Origin of the sequence: Streptomyces sp. NPDC056480 (assembly GCF_042795405.1) — a bacterium.
In the GTDB taxonomy this organism is placed as follows: domain Bacteria; phylum Actinomycetota; class Actinomycetes; order Streptomycetales; family Streptomycetaceae; genus Streptomyces.
Genome location: NZ_JBHTSA010000002.1, coordinates 122,059 through 139,294 on the forward strand (window position 1 = coordinate 122,059; position 17,236 = coordinate 139,294).

The 17,236-nt window shown below is 72.3% G+C and carries 14 protein-coding genes; 6 read left to right on the forward strand and 8 right to left on the reverse strand.

Annotated features, from left to right (window positions below):
- Positions 1–17 precede the first annotated feature (17 nt).
- Positions 18–596, forward strand: coding sequence for a type-2Aa cytolytic delta-endotoxin (locus tag ACFQ79_RS02085; protein ID WP_030313032.1), 579 nt, complete (start codon positions 18–20; stop codon positions 594–596).
- 129 nt (positions 597–725) lie between these two features.
- Here the strand turns inward: ACFQ79_RS02085 and ACFQ79_RS02090 are convergent, their stop codons facing one another.
- From ACFQ79_RS02090 to ACFQ79_RS02100, 3 genes are all read right to left on the reverse strand, one after another.
- Positions 726–2,384, reverse strand: a complete 1,659-nt coding sequence (locus ACFQ79_RS02090) for an FAD-dependent oxidoreductase (protein WP_383578895.1) — start codon at positions 2,382–2,384, stop codon at positions 726–728.
- A 33-nt stretch (positions 2,385–2,417) separates the two neighbouring features.
- Positions 2,418–3,329, reverse strand: coding sequence for a diiron oxygenase (locus tag ACFQ79_RS02095; RefSeq protein ID WP_383578896.1), 912 nt, complete (start codon positions 3,327–3,329; stop codon positions 2,418–2,420).
- A gap of 205 nt (positions 3,330–3,534) precedes the next feature.
- Complete coding sequence (locus tag ACFQ79_RS02100) at positions 3,535–5,322, reverse strand: S8 family serine peptidase (protein WP_383578897.1); 1,788 nt, start codon at positions 5,320–5,322, stop codon at positions 3,535–3,537.
- A 265-nt stretch (positions 5,323–5,587) separates the two neighbouring features.
- Here ACFQ79_RS02100 and ACFQ79_RS02105 point away from each other — a divergent pair, with 265 nt between their 5' ends.
- A complete protein-coding gene (locus tag ACFQ79_RS02105; RefSeq protein ID WP_383578945.1) occupies positions 5,588–5,950 on the forward strand; it encodes a DUF1304 domain-containing protein in 363 nt (120 codons plus the stop codon).
- A 7-nt stretch (positions 5,951–5,957) separates the two neighbouring features.
- Entirely contained in the window at positions 5,958–6,524 is a 567-nt protein-coding gene (locus tag ACFQ79_RS02110; RefSeq protein WP_383578898.1) for a TetR/AcrR family transcriptional regulator, read from the forward strand.
- A 28-nt stretch (positions 6,525–6,552) separates the two neighbouring features.
- Here the strand turns inward: ACFQ79_RS02110 and ACFQ79_RS02115 are convergent, their stop codons facing one another.
- Together ACFQ79_RS02115 and ACFQ79_RS02120 are read right to left on the reverse strand one after the other, a co-directional pair.
- Positions 6,553–6,939: a hypothetical protein gene (locus ACFQ79_RS02115; RefSeq protein ID WP_383578899.1), complete on the reverse strand. Its 387-nt coding sequence runs from the start codon at positions 6,937–6,939 to the stop codon at positions 6,553–6,555.
- Positions 6,940–6,987: 48 nt separating this feature from the next.
- The gene (locus tag ACFQ79_RS02120) at positions 6,988–10,008 is read right to left on the reverse strand and encodes a carbohydrate binding domain-containing protein (protein WP_383578900.1); all 3,021 of its coding nucleotides are present in this window, start codon (positions 10,006–10,008) and stop codon (positions 6,988–6,990) included.
- A 224-nt stretch (positions 10,009–10,232) separates the two neighbouring features.
- Between ACFQ79_RS02120 and ACFQ79_RS02125 the strand changes: the two genes are divergently transcribed.
- The gene (locus tag ACFQ79_RS02125; protein WP_383578901.1) at positions 10,233–10,595 is read left to right on the forward strand and encodes a YrdB family protein; all 363 of its coding nucleotides are present in this window, start codon (positions 10,233–10,235) and stop codon (positions 10,593–10,595) included.
- 100 nt (positions 10,596–10,695) lie between these two features.
- On the opposite strand, the gene ACFQ79_RS02130 is transcribed toward ACFQ79_RS02125, so the two are convergent.
- Entirely contained in the window at positions 10,696–11,163 is a 468-nt protein-coding gene (locus ACFQ79_RS02130; protein ID WP_383578902.1) for a MarR family winged helix-turn-helix transcriptional regulator, read from the reverse strand.
- 124 nt (positions 11,164–11,287) lie between these two features.
- Between ACFQ79_RS02130 and ACFQ79_RS02135 the strand changes: the two genes are divergently transcribed.
- A complete protein-coding gene (locus ACFQ79_RS02135) occupies positions 11,288–12,754 on the forward strand; it encodes an MFS transporter (RefSeq protein WP_383578903.1) in 1,467 nt (488 codons plus the stop codon).
- A 152-nt stretch (positions 12,755–12,906) separates the two neighbouring features.
- Here ACFQ79_RS02135 and ACFQ79_RS02140 read toward each other — a convergent pair whose 3' ends face one another.
- Positions 12,907–13,740 (reverse strand): VOC family protein, encoded by an 834-nt coding sequence (locus ACFQ79_RS02140; protein ID WP_383578946.1) that lies wholly within the window; start codon positions 13,738–13,740, stop codon positions 12,907–12,909.
- A gap of 141 nt (positions 13,741–13,881) precedes the next feature.
- Here ACFQ79_RS02140 and ACFQ79_RS02145 point away from each other — a divergent pair, with 141 nt between their 5' ends.
- Positions 13,882–14,490, forward strand: a complete 609-nt coding sequence (locus tag ACFQ79_RS02145; RefSeq protein ID WP_383578904.1) for a GNAT family N-acetyltransferase — start codon at positions 13,882–13,884, stop codon at positions 14,488–14,490.
- On the opposite strand, the gene ACFQ79_RS02150 is transcribed toward ACFQ79_RS02145, so the two are convergent.
- Positions 14,466–17,201 (reverse strand): fumarate reductase/succinate dehydrogenase flavoprotein subunit, encoded by a 2,736-nt coding sequence (locus ACFQ79_RS02150; RefSeq protein ID WP_383578905.1) that lies wholly within the window; start codon positions 17,199–17,201, stop codon positions 14,466–14,468. The two genes, ACFQ79_RS02145 and ACFQ79_RS02150, sit on opposite strands and share 25 nt — an antisense overlap.
- Positions 17,202–17,236: the final 35 nt, after the last annotated feature.

Genomic DNA, 17,236 nt, shown 5'->3' on the forward strand with positions numbered 1-17,236 from the left:
ATCACGCAGGAGGAGCTTTGGCCGCCAGTTTCAGGACCGTCGTCGAGGTGGGACCCGATCATCTCGCGCAGGCCCGGTCCATCGACCGGGTGTTCCAGGAGGCGATCGCCCCGGCGACCGTCAACTTCGACTTCGAGGCGATACGGGAGGCCGCGGCGGCCGTCCCGGACAGCACCGTGGTGAAGATGGTGCGGGGCTGGGGGCTCCAGGAGTACGCCCCCGTGCTCGTCATGGTCCTCTCCCTCAAGGAGGCCGTCCGGCAGGCGCTTCCGCCGGAGTGCGCGGAGGCCGGGTTCTGGGCCACCGTCGAGCGGGAGCTCGTCCAGGCCTTCACCGGCCTCGCCGCGCAGGAGGGGCAGCCCGGTCTCTCCTTCTACGAGGAGTCGGGGGAGCGGACCCGGTTCTACCGGGACCTGTTCTTCGCCCTGCAGGACGAGGAGACCGGGGAGCACATGTACGCCCTGGCCTTCTGCGTCGACGTGACCGTCGAGCTGCCGAAGGCGCGGGCCGTCGCCCTGGAGCTGACGGACATCGTGCCGTTCGCGGTCCGGCTCAACGCGATCGTGGTCCGCCAGGCCCTGGACCTCGTGGCCTGACGTCCCACGTCGTGGTGGATCGCCGGCCCGCCGTCCCGGGCCGGACCCTCGGAGTCTTCAGAGTCACGGGCCGCCACTCCGCCAGGCTGCCGCTCCTTGCGGCCGCCGCTCCTCCGCTCCTCCGGAACGTCAGCCCTTCAGGCGCAGGCGACCGCCCCGCGCCGCCGCGAGCAGCTCCGGCACCGTGGCGAGTTTGACCCGCGGGCGACCCGCTTCCCGTCCCTTCGCCCGCTCGGTCCGGTCGATGGCCGCGAGACCCCGTGCGTCGACGAGACGGCGGCTGCGCCTGCGCGCCAGCCGGCGGAACTCCTGCGCCGTCCCCGTCGGCTTCGGCAGCGCGCCGGCGACCGCGTCCGCGAGCAGCGTCCCGACCGTCTCCTCCGCACAGGCCCGGTTGGCCCCGATGCCGCCGGTGGGCCCGCGCTTGATCCAGCCGACGACATAGCCGCCGGGCAGCCCGGTCACCCGCCCGGCCTCGTGCGGCACCGTGCCGGTCGCCTCGTCGAACGGCAGCCCCGCCAGCGGGACCCCCCGGTAGCCGATCGCCCGGACGAGGAGACCCGCCTCGATCTCCGTACCGGACGGCGATCCGTCCTCCGTGACCCGGACCGCGCGGACGGCGTCGCCGCCGACGGCCTCGACCGGGGCGGAGTGGAAGCGGAGCACGATCCGGCGCCGGCCCGGCGCCGGGGGCCGCGTCCAGTCCACCTTCTCCCGCGTCACGCCCCGCAGCAGCGCGGCCTTCTCCCCGTCCGCCGCCGCGTCCACGCCGGCGCCGGTGCGCGGGTCCCGGTCGTCGACGACCAGGTCCACGCCCGGGAGGTGCTTCAGGGCGAGCAGTTCGGGGCTCGTGTAGGCCGCGTCCTCGGGGCCCCGGCGGCCGAGCAGCACCACCTCGCGGACGGGGGTGCCGCGCAGGGCGGCGAGGGCGTGGTCGGCGATGTCCGTACCGGCGAGGGCGTCGGGGTCCGTGAGGAGGATCCGGGCGACGTCGAGGGCCACGTTGCCGTTGCCGACGACCACGACCCGCTCGGCGGTGAGCCGGACGGCGTCCGCGCCGGTCTCGGGATGCGCGTTGTACCAGGAGACGACGGAGGTCGCCGAGACGCTGCCCGGAAGGTCCTCGCCGGGGATGCCGAGCCGCCGGTCGGAGGGCGCGCCCACCGCGTAGACCACCGCGTCGTGGTGCGCGGCGAGTTCCTCGACGGTGACCTCCTTGCCGATCTCCACTCCGAGCCGCATCCGGACCCGCGGGTGGGTGTGGAAGCGGGCGAAGGTCTCCCCGGCCCCCTTGGTCGCCGGGTGGTCCGGTGCCACGCCGTACCGCAGGAGTCCGCCGGCCACGGGCAGGCGGTCGATCAGGGTGACCTCGGCGCCGGTGTGCAGGAGGAGGTCCTCTGCGGCGTACATGCCCGCGGGACCGGTGCCGACGACCGCGATCCGCAGCGGGGCGAAGTCGGCCGGCAGGGAGCGGGGGAACGTGGGCTCGCCCCAGGGGTGGAAGTTGGGCGAGGCGAGGGCCGGCGGGGGCGTCCGGTCCGCGTAGTAACGGGCGTTGACGGCCTCGTACTCCCGCAGTCGTCCGGTGAGCCGGTCGGCCGGGAAGATCGCGTCGACGGGGCAGGCGTCGGCGCAGGCTCCGCAGTCGATGCAGGCCTTGGGGTCGATGTACAGCATCTCCGTGGTGCCGAAGTCCGGCTCCTCGGGCGTCGGATGGATGCAGTTGACCGGACAGACGGCGACGCAGGTGGCGTCGTTGCAGCAGGTCTGGGTGATCGCGTAGGTCATGTCGTCGGCTCTGCTCTGCTCGGCTCGGAGGGGTCAGACGAGGTGGGCGCGCTGGTAGAAGAAGAGCGCGGGCCGGGTCAGCATCCCGACGTCGGCGAGAAACTCCATCAGTCCGGAGCAACTGGCGCGCAGCTGTGCCTTGTAGTGCTCGTTGGCGGCCGCCTCGCGGCGGGCCCGCTCCGGGTCGAGCCCGGCCCGCACGTACACCTCCGGGTTCACCAGGCTGGTGATGATGTAGTACGCGGCGATGGCGACCACGAGGGCCTGGAAGTGCCGGCGGGCCCTGCTCGCGTGGGCGAGGGCGCGGCGCGTCTCGTCCCGGGCGAACTTCATGTGCCGGGACTCCTCGACGACATGGATGTTGCTGATGGTGCGCACGAAGGGGACGACCCGCTCGTCGCGCATCCAGTCGCGCTGCATGACGTCGAGGACCTCCTCGGCGACGAGGATTCCGGCGTACGCGGCCTCGCCGAAGCCGACGGTCTTCATGAAGCGTCCGAGTTCGAGGACGGCCCGCCTGGGACGGTAGGCGGGCGCGCCGAGCTTCTGGGAGCCCCGGGCGAACATGATCGAGTGCCGGCACTCGTCGGCGATCTCGGTGAGGGCCCACTGGAACCGGGGGTCGGTGTGGTCCATGCGGTAGATGTCGCGGAGCACCATCTGCTGGAGGATCATCTCGAACCAGATGCCGGTGCTGGCGACGGACGCGGTCTCCTGCCGGGTCAGCTCCTTGCGCTGCGCCTCGGTCATCTCGTTCCAGTACGCCGTGCCGTAGAGGGAGTTCCACTCGGGGCTCTGGCCGTGGAAGTCCTTGTCGAGGGGCGTGTCCCAGTCGACCTCGACGGCGGGGTCGTACGACAGCTTCGCGGCCGACCGGAGCAGCCGCTCGGCCGTGGAGCTGTCGAACTGGCCCTCGTTCTCCGGGCGAACGGTGCTGTGTGCCATGGTGCGGCTCCTTGGATCGCGCGATCGGCGGCTCGGACACTTATTAGACGTCGCGTCTAGCAAGCTTGTTAGACGGAACGTATAGCAAGGCTCCCGGGCAGGCCTACCCCCCGGTACGGACTTTTTCCCGCGGGCACGCGAACGGGGCCGGAACCCCGTGGGTTCCGGCCCCGTCGAAGGGTCGTGCGCGGGTGTGACTACCGCGTCAGAAGGTCAGGTTCCAGGCGTCGATCTTGCCCGTGTCCTGGCTCGCGTTGTCGTTCACCCGGAGCTTCCAGACCCCGTTCGCGACCTCCGCCGAGGCGTTGACCGTGAACGTCTGGACGATGTTGTCCGTGCCGCTGCCGGTCCGGTTGTGGACCGTGTAGACGGTGCCGTCCGGAGCGACCAGGTCGACCTTCAGGTCGCCGATGTAGGTGTGCTTGACGTCCACGCCCACCTTCAGCGTGGCCGGCGCGTTGCCCGTCACACCGCTGACCGTGATCGGGCTCTCGACCGTCGCGTTGTCGGCGATCGTCACGTCGGTGAGGTTCTCGAAGTACGCGCCGGGCGGCGGGGTGCTGCCCCCGACGGCCTTCAGGGCGTCGACCGCGCCCTCACCGAAGAAGCCGTTCTTGGTCGTGGTGCCCTTGCAGCGGGTGTCCGAGGGGCACGCGCGGTCCGTCGCCTGGACGCCCAGCTGGTCCCGGATCTGCGCCGGGGTGAACGTCGGGTTGGTGCTCGCGATCAGCGCCGCGACACCCGCCACGTGCGGGGAGGCCATCGAGGTGCCGCTCATGTTGCCGTACTTGCCGCCCGGCAGCGTCGAGTACACCTGGGTGGAACCGTCGCCGCCCGGCGCGGCGATGTCGATCACGCCGTTGCCGAAGTTGGAGTACGAGGCCTTGGCGCCGCCGCTGGCCTGCGAGGCGACGGTCACGACGCCCGGAAGCTCCGTCGGGATGTCGATGCAGGCGTTGGTGATGGTGCGGGTGACCGGCGTCGAGTCGTTGGGGCTCTCGGAGTCGGTCGTCTTGTTCGCGAGGTCGTAGTTGGAGTTGCCGGCGGCGGCCACCTGGAGCGAACCCTTGCCCTCGGCGTACACCTGCGCCCGGCGGACGCCCTCGATGATGGCGGCCTGGTCCAGGTTGTCCGGGCAGTTGAACTGCCACGGGTCCGTGTAGTAGCTGTTGTTGGTGACCTTGAAGCCGTGGTCACCGGCCCACATGAAGCCGCAGATCGTGTTCTCCGCGAAGAACAGGCTGCTGGTCGGCTCCGCGATGCGGACGGAGGAGATCTTCACGCCCGGCGCGACGCCGATGACGCCCTTGCCGTTCTTGGCGGCCGCGATCGTGCCCGCGACGTGCGTGCCGTGGGTGCCGACGTCACGCCAGGCACCCGCGCGCGTGTCCGCCTTGCCGTAGGCGCAGGAGGCCGAGTCGGCGGCGTTGAAGTTGGGCGCGATGTCCTGGTGCTGGTCGTCGACGCCGGTGTCGAGGACACCGACCTTCACCGTCGCCGAACCGGTGGTGACCGCCCAGGCCTGCTCGGCCTTGATCTGCGTCATGTCCCAGCGGTTCGACTCCGTGAGCGTGGTCGCCGACTGCGCCGGGTTGGCCGGGAGCGCCGGGCTGTAGGCGTCGGCGGGGACGTCCGAGGTTCGGGTCGCCCCGACCTGCTGGACTCCTCCGACGGTGCGCATCGCCGAGGCGAACGAGGCGGACGTCGAGTGCGCCACGATCACGCCGATCGCGTCGTACGTGGCGAAGACCGAACCGCCGTTGCTCGTGACCGCTCCGCTGACCGCCGAGGTGCCGCCGGGGGCGGTGATCACCAGGTACGCGCGGGTGCCCGCGGCCCAGGCGGCCGGAGCCGCCGCCGGTGTCGTCGTGGTGGTGCTCTGCGTCGCCCCCGCCGAACGGGCCGCGACGGGCTCCGTGTCGGTCGGTGCTGCCTGGGCGAATCCCGCGGGAGCGGCGAGCGCCACGGTCGTACCGAGCGCCGCGGCGGCCATGGCCGACGTTCTCAACCGGCTGGATATGAGGGAAAACAATGCGTCCTCCGATGACCCGGTGGCGCGGGTGGCGCCCGCCGGGCCCTGTGATGTGTGGGGTGGACGCAAGATCCCAGAGTCGCGAGGCGGAAGGAAGCGTTCAGTCCGAGAAGCCCGTTCGCGTTACGCACTGTTGACCGATCGGGGCGATTTGCTGGACAGGTGTCCATGTATAGTGGACACCTGTCCAGGAAATCCGGGGCAGGTGAACGCGGAGGAGACGACGGTGGAGACGACGGCGAACGTGCTGGTGGGCCTGGTGGCCGCCCTGCACGCGTACATCCTGGTTCTGGAGATGTTCCTGTGGGAGAAGAAGCCGGGGCGCGGCCTCTCCGGCTTCGACGCCGACATGGCCCGCGCCACCGCGCCGCTCGCCGCGAACCAGGGTCTCTACAACGGCTTCCTCGCCGCCGGACTCGTCTGGGGTCTCATCGCCGACGACCCGACGGGCTTCCGGGTCCAGGTCTTCTTCCTCGCCTGCGTCGTCATCGCCGGTCTGTACGGCGGTGCCACCGCCAACCGCCGCATCCTGGTCGCCCAGGCACTCCCGGGAGCGCTCGCGCTCGGCGCCGTCCTGCTGAGCCGGTGACCCGGCAATGACCGCGACACCGGGAGACCCCCGGGCGGCCAGGACCCGGGCCAAGCTCCGCCGGGCCCTCTTCGACGAGTGCGCCGAGCACCCGCTGGCGGAGGTCACCATCGCCGCGCTCGTACGCCGGGCCGGCGTCGGCCGTGCCACCTTCTACGTCCACTACGCCGATCTGGAGGCGCTCGCCGTCGACGCCTGCGCCGACGTGGTCCGCGAGGCGGTGGACGCCCTGCACGCCTGGCGCGGCACTCCCGACCCGGCGTCCCCGCCGCCCGCGCTGCTCGACTTCCTCGCCGCACTCGCCCCGCACGCGGGCCTCTACCGCGCCCTGCTGAGACCGGGCGGCGGCGGACCGCTCGGTCTCGTGCTCCACGAGGACCTGCGGGCCCGCAGCCTCCACGAGCGCGGCCTGGCCGGTGCCCCCGAACCGGAACTCATCGCCTCGGCCGTGGCCGCGACCTTCGCCGGCGTGCTCGCCGACTGGCTGCACGGCCTCGTGGAGGGCGACTCCGACCGGATCGCCCACCAGGTCTGGCGCCTGCTCGTCACCCTGCACCGCACGCCGCTGGGCTGACCCGAGCGGGCGGGGGGAAGGCGCCGGCTCAGACGGGGTGGTGGCGCCCCCAGAGCCGGTTGACGACAGGGGACGTGACGCCGACCGCCGCCATGACCGCGGCGGCGACCCAGTACCGCGTCCCCTGCCCCAGGGTCAGCACCGTGATGATGCCGATCCCGGCACCGAAGCTCAGGCTCAGCGAGGGCCACCAGGCCGTGCGGCGCAGCAGCCCCGGCGCGGAGTAGATCGTCACGATGAACCCGGCGAACCAGGCGAACTCGTACCAGCCGCCGCCCTCGGGAAGCCCCCAGCTGGTCCCGCCCCTGGCACGGCCGTGTGATTCGAGCCCCAGATGGACCCCGCCCGCCACGCCCCAGCAGAACGCGCTCGCCCCCACCGAGCCGATCGCGGCCCGCCACCCCTCACTGATCATGCGCCGGATGCTACCGCCCGGTCTCGTTCAACTGTTCGGCTGTGGGGGCTACTTCAGGTACGGCCCCGCCGTGCCGATCCTGCCGGGGCCGTTCAGGACGTACACCCGCAGGTTGCCCTTGCCCGGTGCGCCGACCGTGAGCGTGCCGTTGGAGACGGTCCTCACGTCGCCGGTGACCGCGTCGGTGTACGTGCCGTTCGGGATGCCCGTGTACGTGGCGCCGCCCGAGACCGTGACCAGGGCGAAGCTGTCCGTACTCCCGCTGGTGTAGCGGCGCTTGAACGCCATGCCGCCCGAGATGCCCTCCGTGGAGTACTGGCCCGTCTGGAGCGCGGGGATCGCCCGGCGGATCTGGTTCAGCCGCTGCACGTGCTTCACCAGGGGCTGTTCGAGCGTCGTGGCGACCGCTCCGGACGCGGCGGAGACCTGGGAGAAGTCCGAGGCCGTGACCGATCCCGCGACATGGGCGCCGAAGTACGCGCGGCCGGTGGTGGCCAGCGGGCAGGAGGGACCGCAGTCGATCTTCCGCCCCTTCTGGAACTCGATCTCGGAGCCGTAGTACAGCGTCGGGATGCCGCGGAAGGTCCACATCAGGGACATGTTCTCGGCCCAGGCGTCGGTTCCGCCGGTGAAGCGCTCGCTCGACTTGTTGGGGCCGTAGTCGTGGCTGTCGACATAGACGACGTTGTAGGTGGCGTCGTTGTAACTGTCGTCCGAGTCCTTGCCGTTGTGGAAGGCGTTCGACGCGTCACCGAAGTTCATGTGCATGCGCATGTCGATGACGTTCATGCCCGAGAAGCGGCTGTGGTCGGGGGTGTGGTAGCTGTTCCCGTTGAGGAAGGCGTTGGTGGAGGTGGGCTGGCCGCCCGTGCCCTGCTGCTGCTCGTAGTCGTACATCTCCAGGGCGGCCTTCGTGTCGTCCGCGTCGTACTCCTTGCGCTCCTTCCAGGTGAAGAACTGTGCCGAGTGGTTCACCGAGCCGCGGTTCCACTTGTCGTTCACGAAGGCGGCGACCTCGCCGAAGACGAAGAAGTTCTTCGCTGCCTCGGCGCCGTGGCTCCGTGTCACCCGCTCCTGGACGGCGGGCAGGAAGCGTCGGTTCCAGGTGGTGCGCGGAATGTGCACGGCCGTGTCGACGCGGAAGCCGTCGACGCCCATGTCGATGTACTTGTCGTAGGCGCCGATCAGGTAGTTCTGGACGGCCGGGTTCTCGGTGTTCAGGTCGGCCAGGTCCTCGTGCAGCCAGCACGAACGGGAGTCCTCTCCCTCCCAGTTGCCGATCCAGCACTGGTGGAAGAGCGCCTTGGGGAACATCCCGGACGTCGGGCTCGGCCACTGGCAGTTGTAGAGGGTGTAGCCCTCGGCGCTCTTGCCGCCGGTGGGCCTGCCCCAGTCGAGACAGGTGTTGCCGGCCGGCTCGGCCGTCGACCACAGGTCACCGTTGTAGTACGACTTGCCGGTCTTCGCGTCGATCGTCAGGCCGTCGTACTCGAAACCGGGCTGCTTCTCGTCGTAGTACCAGCTCCACTGGCTGTCCCGCACGCCGTACACGGTGGGTGTGAACAGGCCCTTGGCGCCCCAGCGCGAGGAGTGGTTGTAGACGACGTCCTGGTAGATCTTCATGCCCTTGGCGTGGGCGGCGTCGATCAGGTCCTGGTAGGAGGCGCCGGCCGACTCCAGACGCGGGTCGACCTTGTAGAAGTCGTAGCCGTGGTACCCGTGGTAGTCGTAGTCGGACCGGTTGAGGACCACGGGGGTCACCCAGATCGCCGAGAAGCCGAGGCCCTTGACGTAGTCCAGCTTCTGGATGAGGCCCTTGAAGTCGCCCCGGAACATGGGGTCGTCGTTGGCGGCGTTGCCCGACTTGGTGTGCTGGCTCCCGCCGCGGTTGTTCGAGGGGTCGCCGTCGTTGAAGCGGGCCGTGAGGACGAAGTAGATGGGGTCCTTGCGCGGGTCGGTGCCGAGGGGCTTCCCGGTGGCGGGGCCGGCCGGCCTGTCCCCGGTGGTGGCCGTCGCGGGCGCCGACGCGGCGGAGACGTTGCCCGCCGCGTCCACGGCCTTCACCGTGTAGGTGTACGCGGTCCGTTCCGCGAGGCCCGTGTCGGAGAACACCGTGGAGCCGGCATCGGTGACGACCGTCCCGCCACTGCCGCCGACCCGCGTGACCTGATACTTCGTCACGCCCCTGTCATCGGTGGCGGCGTCCCAGGTGAGCAGGACCGAGACGCCGTCCGCGGCGGCGGTGACCTTCGCGGGGACGGTCGGGGCCCGGGTGTCGGGCACCTCTGCGGCGCACGGGTCGGCGGCGTTCGCCGTCACCGCGTTGTTCCGTACGGTGCTGACGCCCGTGCCGATCGTGTAGTCGGCGCCGCCGTTGTTGTCCCAGGTGCCGTTGCCGTTGTTGAAGGCGGCCTTGAGGGAGGCGGCCGTGCCGAGGTCGACCTCCCGCTTCCACCAGCCGGCGCAGGCGGACTGCATGCCGACGCCGGGGGCCGTGGTCCATGCGCCGCCGGCCGGCTGGTAGTGGATGTTGGCGGTCGACCAGCCCAGCGCCTCGGTCGAGTAGTACACGGTGGCCTTCGCTCCCGGCGTCGGGGTCGGCTCGGGCCCGGTTCCCGCGCAGGGGTCGGAGTGGGCGATCACCCCGTCCTTGACGGTGACGGCACCGGTGCCGAGGGCGTAGTTCCTGCCGCCGTTGTTGTCCCAGGTGCCGCTGCCGTCGTTGAAGGTCGCCTGGAGGCCTGCGGCCGTACCGAGGGTGACCGTCTTCTTCACCCAGTCCGTACAGACGGTCTCCATGGCCACCCCGGGGACCGTGGTCCAGGAGCCGCCGTCCGGGGCCCAATGGAGCTTGTAGGACGCCCAGTTCCTGGTCTTCGTCCAGTAGAAGACCGTGGCGGTGTTCTCGGCGGTGGCGGCGGCCGGGGCCGTGCGCGGGCCGGCGGTGGGGGAGGGCTCGCCGGACGGCGCGGCCAGCAGGCCGAGGACGCCGGCGGCCACCGCCAGGGCGGCCGAAGGTCTGAGGTGCGGGCGTCTGTGGGTGGGTGTCAGTCCGCGGGTGCGTGTCATCCGGATCTCCAGGCAGGACCGCGCGTCACCGGGCAGGGCTCTGCCCCGGACGGGAGCCGAAGCCCTCTGGAAACGCTGTCGGAAAGTTGCAGAAACGTCTTGCGTGGCCGGAACGTATCGCCGCCCCTCCCCGTCGTAAAGGGTTCTGACGAAGTCCGGAGGTGTGGAAGTGTGGAAGTGTGATCGCCTCTGCGGGTCACGCCCGTGACGAGGGAAGGTGATCGATGAAGCTGCCGGGCCCGCTGCACGCCTTCAACGAAGTGCTGGCCTTTCTCCTGGAGTTGGCGGCCCTGGCCGTCCTCGCGCGGTGGGGGTGGGAGAGCGCGGAGTCGATCGCTCCGCGCCTCCTGCTCGCTGTCGCGGCGCCCGCGGCGGCCGCCGTCCTGTGGGGGCTCTTCGCCGCCCCGAAGGCCCGGTTCCGGGTGCCGCCGGCGGGCGTTCTGGCCGTGAAGGCACTGGTGTTCGGTGCCGCCGCGGCAGCCCTCCTCGCGCTGGCGCGACCCGGCTGGGCGATCGCCTTCGCCGTTGTCGTCGTGGTCAACACGGCCCTCGCGACGCTGGATCGCCGGGGGCGCGCGGCGCCCTGACGGGGAGCCGCGGACGGTCCGTCAGGGGCATGGCCGGTTGACGGCCCGTCAGGAGTGGGACCGGGAGAGGCCCGTCGGGAGTGCGGCCGGGGCCGGCCCGTCAGGGACGCGGCCAGGGGCGTCCCTCCAGTCGCTCGATGTCCCTGTTGAAGCGTTCGAGGAAGGCCGCGAAGCGGACCACGTCCTCCGGTGACCAGTTCTCCATGACCCGGTCGAGCCCCTCGATGTTGGAGTTCCGGTCGGCTTCCAGGCGCCGCTCGCCCTCCTCCGTGATGCGGAACTTGCGGGCGATCCCGCCGTCGGGGTCGGGGATGCGCTCCACGACCCCGGCGCGCAGCATCGCCGCGGTCTGCCGGTTGAGCGTGGACGCGTCGAGCCCGAAGGCCTCGCTGAGCTGCCCGATGGACATCGGCCCGTGCATACGGATGCGGCTCAGCAGGACGTACGCGCTGCGGTCCAGATGGCCACCGGCGGCCCGGGAGCGGGGCGCGTACAGATGGGCGTGCCGACCGAGCAGCATGGTCTCGAACTCGACCAGGTGAAGGGGTTTGTCCTCGGGCTTGTCCATGAGGCCATTGTCCCTCGCCGTGATCGATTGTGCATCATGCACGTCTTGTGTATGACACCATTAATGTGCACTATGCATATGGAGTCATGGCGGACGACCGCCGTGGACGATCGAGGGAGAACACGTGGACGGCACCAAGCCCGACGCCCGACCCGGAGGCGTCGTCGGCGTCCTCGCGCTCGCGGGCATCGTGGCCGCACTCATGCAGACCCTGGTGGTGCCGCTCATCGGCGACCTCCCCAAGCTGCTCGACACCAGCGCGTCCAACGCCTCCTGGGTGATCACCGCGACCCTGCTCGCGGGCGCCGTCGCCACCCCGGTGGCCGGCCGGCTCGGCGACACCCTCGGCAAGCGACGGGTCCTCCTCGTCTCCGTGATCCCGCTTGTCCTCGGCTCGGTGGTCTGCGCACTCGCCTCCTCCGTGGTCCCGATGATCGTCGGGCGCGGACTCCAGGGCCTCGGCATGGGCGTCGTCCCGCTCGGCATCAGCCTGCTGCGCGACATCCTCCCGCCCGAGAGGCTGGGCGGCTCCATCGCCCTGATGAGCGCCTCCATGGGCGTCGGCGGCGCCCTCGGCCTGCCGTTCTCCGCGGCCGTCGCCGAGAACGCCAGCTGGCGCGTCCTCTTCTGGGTCGCCGCCGCACTGAGCGTCGTGGTCGGCATCCTGATCTGGCGGGTCGTCCCCGCGGGCCGCCGCGCCGCCGCACCCGGCCGCTTCGACGTGCCGGGAGCGCTCGGCCTCGGCGTGGGGCTCGTCGCCCTGCTGCTCGCCGTCTCCAAGGGTGCGACCTGGGGCTGGTCCAGCGGCACCACGCTCGGACTCCTCGCCGTCGCCGTGGTCGTCCTGCTCGCCTGGGGCCGGTGGGAACTGCGTACCCGTGACCCCCTCGTCGACCTGCGGGTCACCGCCCGCCCGGTCGTCCTGATGACCAACCTGGCGTCGGTCCTCGTCGGATTCGCGATGTACGCGCAGTCCCTGGTCGTTCCGCAGCTCTTCCAGTTGCCCGAGGCGACCGGTTACGGTCTGGGCCAGTCGATGATGGCCATGGGCCTCTGGATGGCCCCTGCGGGCCTGATGATGATGGTCCTCGCACCCCTCGGCGCCAAGCTCTCCGCCGCCCGCGGCCCCAAGGTCACGCTCTCCGTCGGCGCGCTCGTCATCGCCGCCGGATACGGATCCTCACTCGCCCTGATGGGCACCACCGTCGGCCTGCTCGTCGTGACCCTCATCTGCAACACGGGTGTGGGACTCGCCTACGGGGCCATGCCGGCGCTCATCATGGGCGCCGTCCCGCAGGAGGAGACCGCCTCAGCCAACAGCTTCAACACCCTGATGCGGTCCATCGGCACCTCCGTCTCCGCCGCCGTCATCGGTGTCGTCCTCGCCCAGATGACCACCACCCTGGGCGGCCACGCGCTGCCCTCCGAGGACGGCTTCCGCGTCGCCATGCTCATCGGGTGCGGCGTCGGCCTGGTGGCCGCGGTCGTCGCCGCGCTCATCCCGAGCAGGCACGCCGCCGCACCGGCCGGCGACCCGGCGGGTACGGAACCGGGGACGGCACCGCGCGCCGCCACCGAGGCCGCCGCCTGACCCACCCGGCCGAGCGGCGGGCGGTACGGACTCGGGCAGGCCGCCCGGATCCGTACCGCCGCCCCGTACCGCCCGGACCCGTACCGCCGGCCCGTACCGCCGCCCCGTACCGCCCGGACCCGTGCCGCCGGCCCGTCCCGGCGGACCACCGGTCACCCCTTCTCGTCCCCCGCCGCCTCCAGTCCGAACAACGCGCCCTCCGGGTCGCGGACCACCACCACCCGCCGCCCGTCGGGCTCCTCCGGACCGCGTACCCCGCCCCAGTCCCCGCCGGGCACGACGGTCCCGCCGTAGGCCACCACGGCCACCGCGGCCGCCTCAGGATCCGGCACCCGGAACCGCACCAGCCAGCGCGGCCGCAGCTGCGGCCGCGGCGAGCCGGACTCCACCGGCCCGCTGTTCAGCCGGGCCACCGCCTCGCCGTCCCGGCGCAGCACCACCTTGTCCTGCTCGTACGAGACCTCGAAACCTGCGGGTGCCTCGTCCGCCCAGCGCAGCACCTCCCCGTAGAACACCGCCGCCTCGAAGGCGTCCCGGGTGTGCAGCTCCAGCCAGGCCGGCGCCGAGCGCATGCCCAGGTGCAGACGGTTCTCCGTCCGCCCCTCCCAGACGCCGAACGCCGCACCCTCGCGGTCCGCGGCGAGCGCCGCCCGACCGTGCGGCGGATAGCCGACCGGCCCCACGCCGACCGTGCCGCCGCGCTCCCGGATCCGCGCCACCGCCTCGTCCACGTCGTCCACCGTGAAGAACGCCGTCCAGGCCACCCGGACGGACAGCCGGGCCGCCACCGCGGCGATCACCGCCACCGGCTGGTCGTCGAGCCTGCCGACCGCGTACTCCCGGTCCCCGCCGTCGTCCCGCCGGAACGTCCAGCCCAGCACGGCACCGTAGAAGCGCTCCGCCGCGTCGAGATCCCGCGCGGTCAGACTCAGCCAGCACGGCGCTCCCACCACCTCTCCGGTCGTCGGCCCCGACACCGGCACCACCTCCTGTTCCGTCCTGCTCGCCGAGTGCGTCGTGCGCCCCTTCCCCGGTCCACTGCCCCGCATGCGCGCACTCACCCGAGTGCCGCCGAACACCACACGCCCGGGTGCGACGGCGCGGACGGCGGGGCATACCGTCAGGTCATGAGCAGCCCGCAGCCCTCACTCCGTGACACCCCCGGCAACGGAGCGGCCCCGTCCGCCCCGCCGCTCCTGCTGCGGCCCTGGACGCACGAGGACGCCGAGCCGCTCGTACGCCATCACCGGGACCCACAGCTGCGCGCCTGGCTCGCCACCCACCTGGACACCACCCGGCAGGCGCGCGCGTGGGTGGACACCCAGAACGCGGGCTGGGCCGCCGGGACGCGGGCGGCCTTCGCGATCGTCGAGGACACGGCCCTCGGCGGCGCGGCGCCGCTCGGCCACATCGCCGTCACCGGTGAGGGAACGGCGTCCGTACGCGTCGGCTACTGGACCGCGCCGGGGGCACGCGGGCGCGGGATCGCCTCCCGGGCACTCACCCGCGTCGCCCGCTGGGTCGCGGACGAGGACGGCCCCTTCGCCGGGCGCACCCCGGAACTCGTGCACACCGTCGGCAACGAGGGCTCCTGCCGCACCGCCCTCGCCTGCGGCTTGCCCCTCACCGCAACGCTTCCCGCCGCGCCGCCCGCCCGGCCGCGCGCCCAGCACCTCCACACGGCGGCCGTCCTCCGGACCCCGCCCGGGGCTCAGCGCGCCGCGCGGGCCGCGTAGGCGCGTACGTCCGCGTCGGGGTCGCCCGACGCCCCGGCGAGTGCCGTACGGGCCTCGGGGTCGGCCCGGTGGACGAGGAGCGAGAGGACGGCGGCCTTCCGGACGTCCGCGTTCGCGTCGGCGAGGGCCTTCGCGAGCGCGGGGACGGCCGGGCCGGCGGGGGCGGCCCGCAGCGCGGTCGCGGCGCCCGAGCGGACCTGCCAGGCCGGATCGCCGAGGGCGGCTTCGGCACGCGCGGCGTGGTCGGCCGGGCAGCCGGTTCCGGCCAGGGCGGCGAGCGCCGCGCCCCGGACCAGCGGGTCGGGGTCGTCGAGCAGCGGCCCGAGCGGCTCCGGAGCCGGATTCCGCACGGCTGCCAGACCCCGGGCCACCGCGACCCGTACCTCACGGGCCGGATCGGCGCCGGCCACCGTCAGCTCCGCGACGGCGTCCACCGAGACCAGGGCCCGGACCGCCTGGACGCGTACCTCGACGGTCGCGTCGGCGAGCGCCCCGCCGTACAGCCCGGCGTCCCCGAGCCGCAGGGCCCGCAGCACCTCCAGCGCGGCGGACCGCACGGCCGCGTCGGGCACGGCGAGGGCCTCCCGCAGCCCGGCGCCGAGTTCCGGCTCGGCGGGCAGCACCTCGACCAGCTCGCGCAGGGCGGCCGATGCGGCGGCCCGGACGAGCGGCGCGTCGTCCCGCAGCCGGGCGGCGAGCACGGGACCGGTACCGGCCGGCGCGGTCTCACCGAGAGCGGTCACGGCGGCGGCCCGTACGGCCGGATCCGGGTCGTCCAGGTAGGGGGCGAGCGCGTCGAGATCGGGGGACTCCTCGACGAGGGAGAGGAGTCGAAGCAGCCGGGGATGGGGCGAGGCGACCGCCGGGGCCTCCACCGGGGCCGGGGCGTCCGTGCGCGGACGCGCCGCCGGAGCCGTGTCACGGGGGCCGGCCGTGGCGACGGGCACCAGCTCCACCTCGCCGAGGTGCCGCTCGGGACCGCCCGTCGGCGCGAACTCGGGCACCGGCACGAGGTACGGCTCCACCGGGCGTGCCGTGAACTCCATGGCCCCCGAGGGGGACTTGCGCAGGTCGAGGTGGTGCAGCCAGCCGACGTCGTCCCGCCGAGGGTGGTCGAGCCGCTCGTGGTAGAGACCCCAGCGCGACTCCGTGCGGGCGAGCGAGGCCCGCGCGGCCATCTCGGCGCAGTCCCGGATGAACGACACCTCGGCGCACCGCATGAGTTCATGGGCCGTACGCGCCCCCATCCCGGCGATCTCCTCCGACATCCGGTCGAACGCCTCGACGGCCAGGGAGAGTTTCGCGCCCGTCTTCGGCGGCGCCACGTAGTCGTTGACGAAGCGCCGCAGCTTGTACTCGACCTGCGGCTGCGGCGGACCGTCCGGATGGCGCAGCGGCCGGTAGACGAGCTCGTGGGCGGCCGCGAGCTGCCCGTGGTCCAACTCGCCCTCGTACGCCGTGAACCGGGAGGCGTCCTCGCCCGCCAGGTCTCCGAAGACGAACGCGCCGATCATGTAGTTGTGCGGTACGGAGGCCAGGTCGCCGGCCGCGTACAGGCGCGGCACGGTCGTCCGGGCGTGGGCGTCCACCCGTACCCCCGAGGCCGAATGGCCGCCGCACAGCCCGATCTCGGAGATGTGCATCTCGATGTCATGGGTCCGGTAGTCGTGCCCGCGGCCCTCGTGGAAGGTGCCGCGGGTGGGCCGCTCCGTGGTGTGCAGGATCGACTCGACGGCGCCGATGGTCTCCTCGGGGAGATGGCTCAGCTTCAGGTACACCGGGGCCCGGTCCGAGGAGAGTTCGGCAGCGAACTCGGCCATCATCTGCCCCGACCAGTAGTCGGACTCCACGAACCGCTCGCCGTGCCGGTTCACCTGGTAGCCGCCGAAGGGATTGGCGACATAGGCGCAGGCGGGGCCGTTGTAGTCCTTGATCAGGGGGTTGATCTGGAAGCACTCGATCCCGGTGAGCGCCGCACCCGCGTGGTACGCCATGGCGTATCCGTCACCGGCGTTCGTCGGGTTCTCGTACGTGCCGTACAGGTAGCCGGAGGCGGGCAGGCCGAGGCGGCCGCAGGGGCCGGTGGCGAGGATCACGGCCCCGGCCCGGACGACGACGAACTCGCCCGTGCGGGTGTTGAACCCGGCCGCGCCGACCGCCCGGCCGTCCTCGGGGTGGGTGAGGACACGGACCGGCATGACCCTGTTCTCGATGCGGATGCGCTCCCGCATCTCGCGTCGCCGCAACTGCCGGTAGAGGACCTTCTTGACGTCCTTGCCCTCCGGCATCGGCAGCACGTACGAACCGGACCGGTGCACCTGCCGGACCGCGTACTCGCCGTGCTCGTCCTTCTCGAACTTCACCCCGTACGACTCGAGGCGCTGGACCATGCCGAAGCCCCGGGTCGCCGTCTGCCGGACCGTCGACTGGTCCACCAGACCGTCGTTGGCGCGGGTGATCTCGGCGACGTAGTCGTCGGGCTCGGCCCGGCCCGGCACGACCGCGTTGTTGACGCCGTCCATGCCCATGGCGAGGGCGCCGGAGTGCCGGACGTGCGCCTTCTCCAGGAGCAGGACGTTCGCCCCGCGCTCGGCGGCGGTCAGCGCGGCCATCGTGCCGGCGGTGCCGCCGCCGATGACGAGCACGTCGCAGGACAGCTCGGTCGCGTCGGCGAGATCGGGCACGGTCAAAGGGATGGCGGGGCTTTCCATGGGGCGCCTTTCGAGGATTCGGGGGTGCGCGGGGT

What these genes read in the sequence shown, in the direction of transcription:
- ACFQ79_RS02100 (WP_383578897.1), bottom strand. Translation starts at nt 5,322, where the DNA reads ATGGCCGCCGCGGCGCTCGGTACGACCGTGGCGCTCGCCGCTCCCGCG.
- ACFQ79_RS02115 (WP_383578899.1), bottom strand. Translation starts at nt 6,939, where the DNA reads ATGATCAGTGAGGGGTGGCGGGCCGCGATCGGCTCGGTGGGGGCGAGC.
- ACFQ79_RS02110 (WP_383578898.1), top strand. Translation starts at nt 5,958, where the DNA reads ATGACCGCGACACCGGGAGACCCCCGGGCGGCCAGGACCCGGGCCAAG.
- ACFQ79_RS02120 (WP_383578900.1), bottom strand. Translation starts at nt 10,008, where the DNA reads ATGACACGCACCCGCGGACTGACACCCACCCACAGACGCCCGCACCTC.
- ACFQ79_RS02150 (WP_383578905.1), bottom strand. Translation starts at nt 17,201, where the DNA reads ATGGAAAGCCCCGCCATCCCTTTGACCGTGCCCGATCTCGCCGACGCG.
- ACFQ79_RS02090 (WP_383578895.1), bottom strand. Translation starts at nt 2,384, where the DNA reads ATGACCTACGCGATCACCCAGACCTGCTGCAACGACGCCACCTGCGTC.
- ACFQ79_RS02145 (WP_383578904.1), top strand. Translation starts at nt 13,882, where the DNA reads ATGAGCAGCCCGCAGCCCTCACTCCGTGACACCCCCGGCAACGGAGCG.
- ACFQ79_RS02130 (WP_383578902.1), bottom strand. Translation starts at nt 11,163, where the DNA reads ATGGACAAGCCCGAGGACAAACCCCTTCACCTGGTCGAGTTCGAGACC.
- ACFQ79_RS02125 (WP_383578901.1), top strand. Translation starts at nt 10,233, where the DNA reads ATGAAGCTGCCGGGCCCGCTGCACGCCTTCAACGAAGTGCTGGCCTTT.
- ACFQ79_RS02095 (WP_383578896.1), bottom strand. Translation starts at nt 3,329, where the DNA reads ATGGCACACAGCACCGTTCGCCCGGAGAACGAGGGCCAGTTCGACAGC.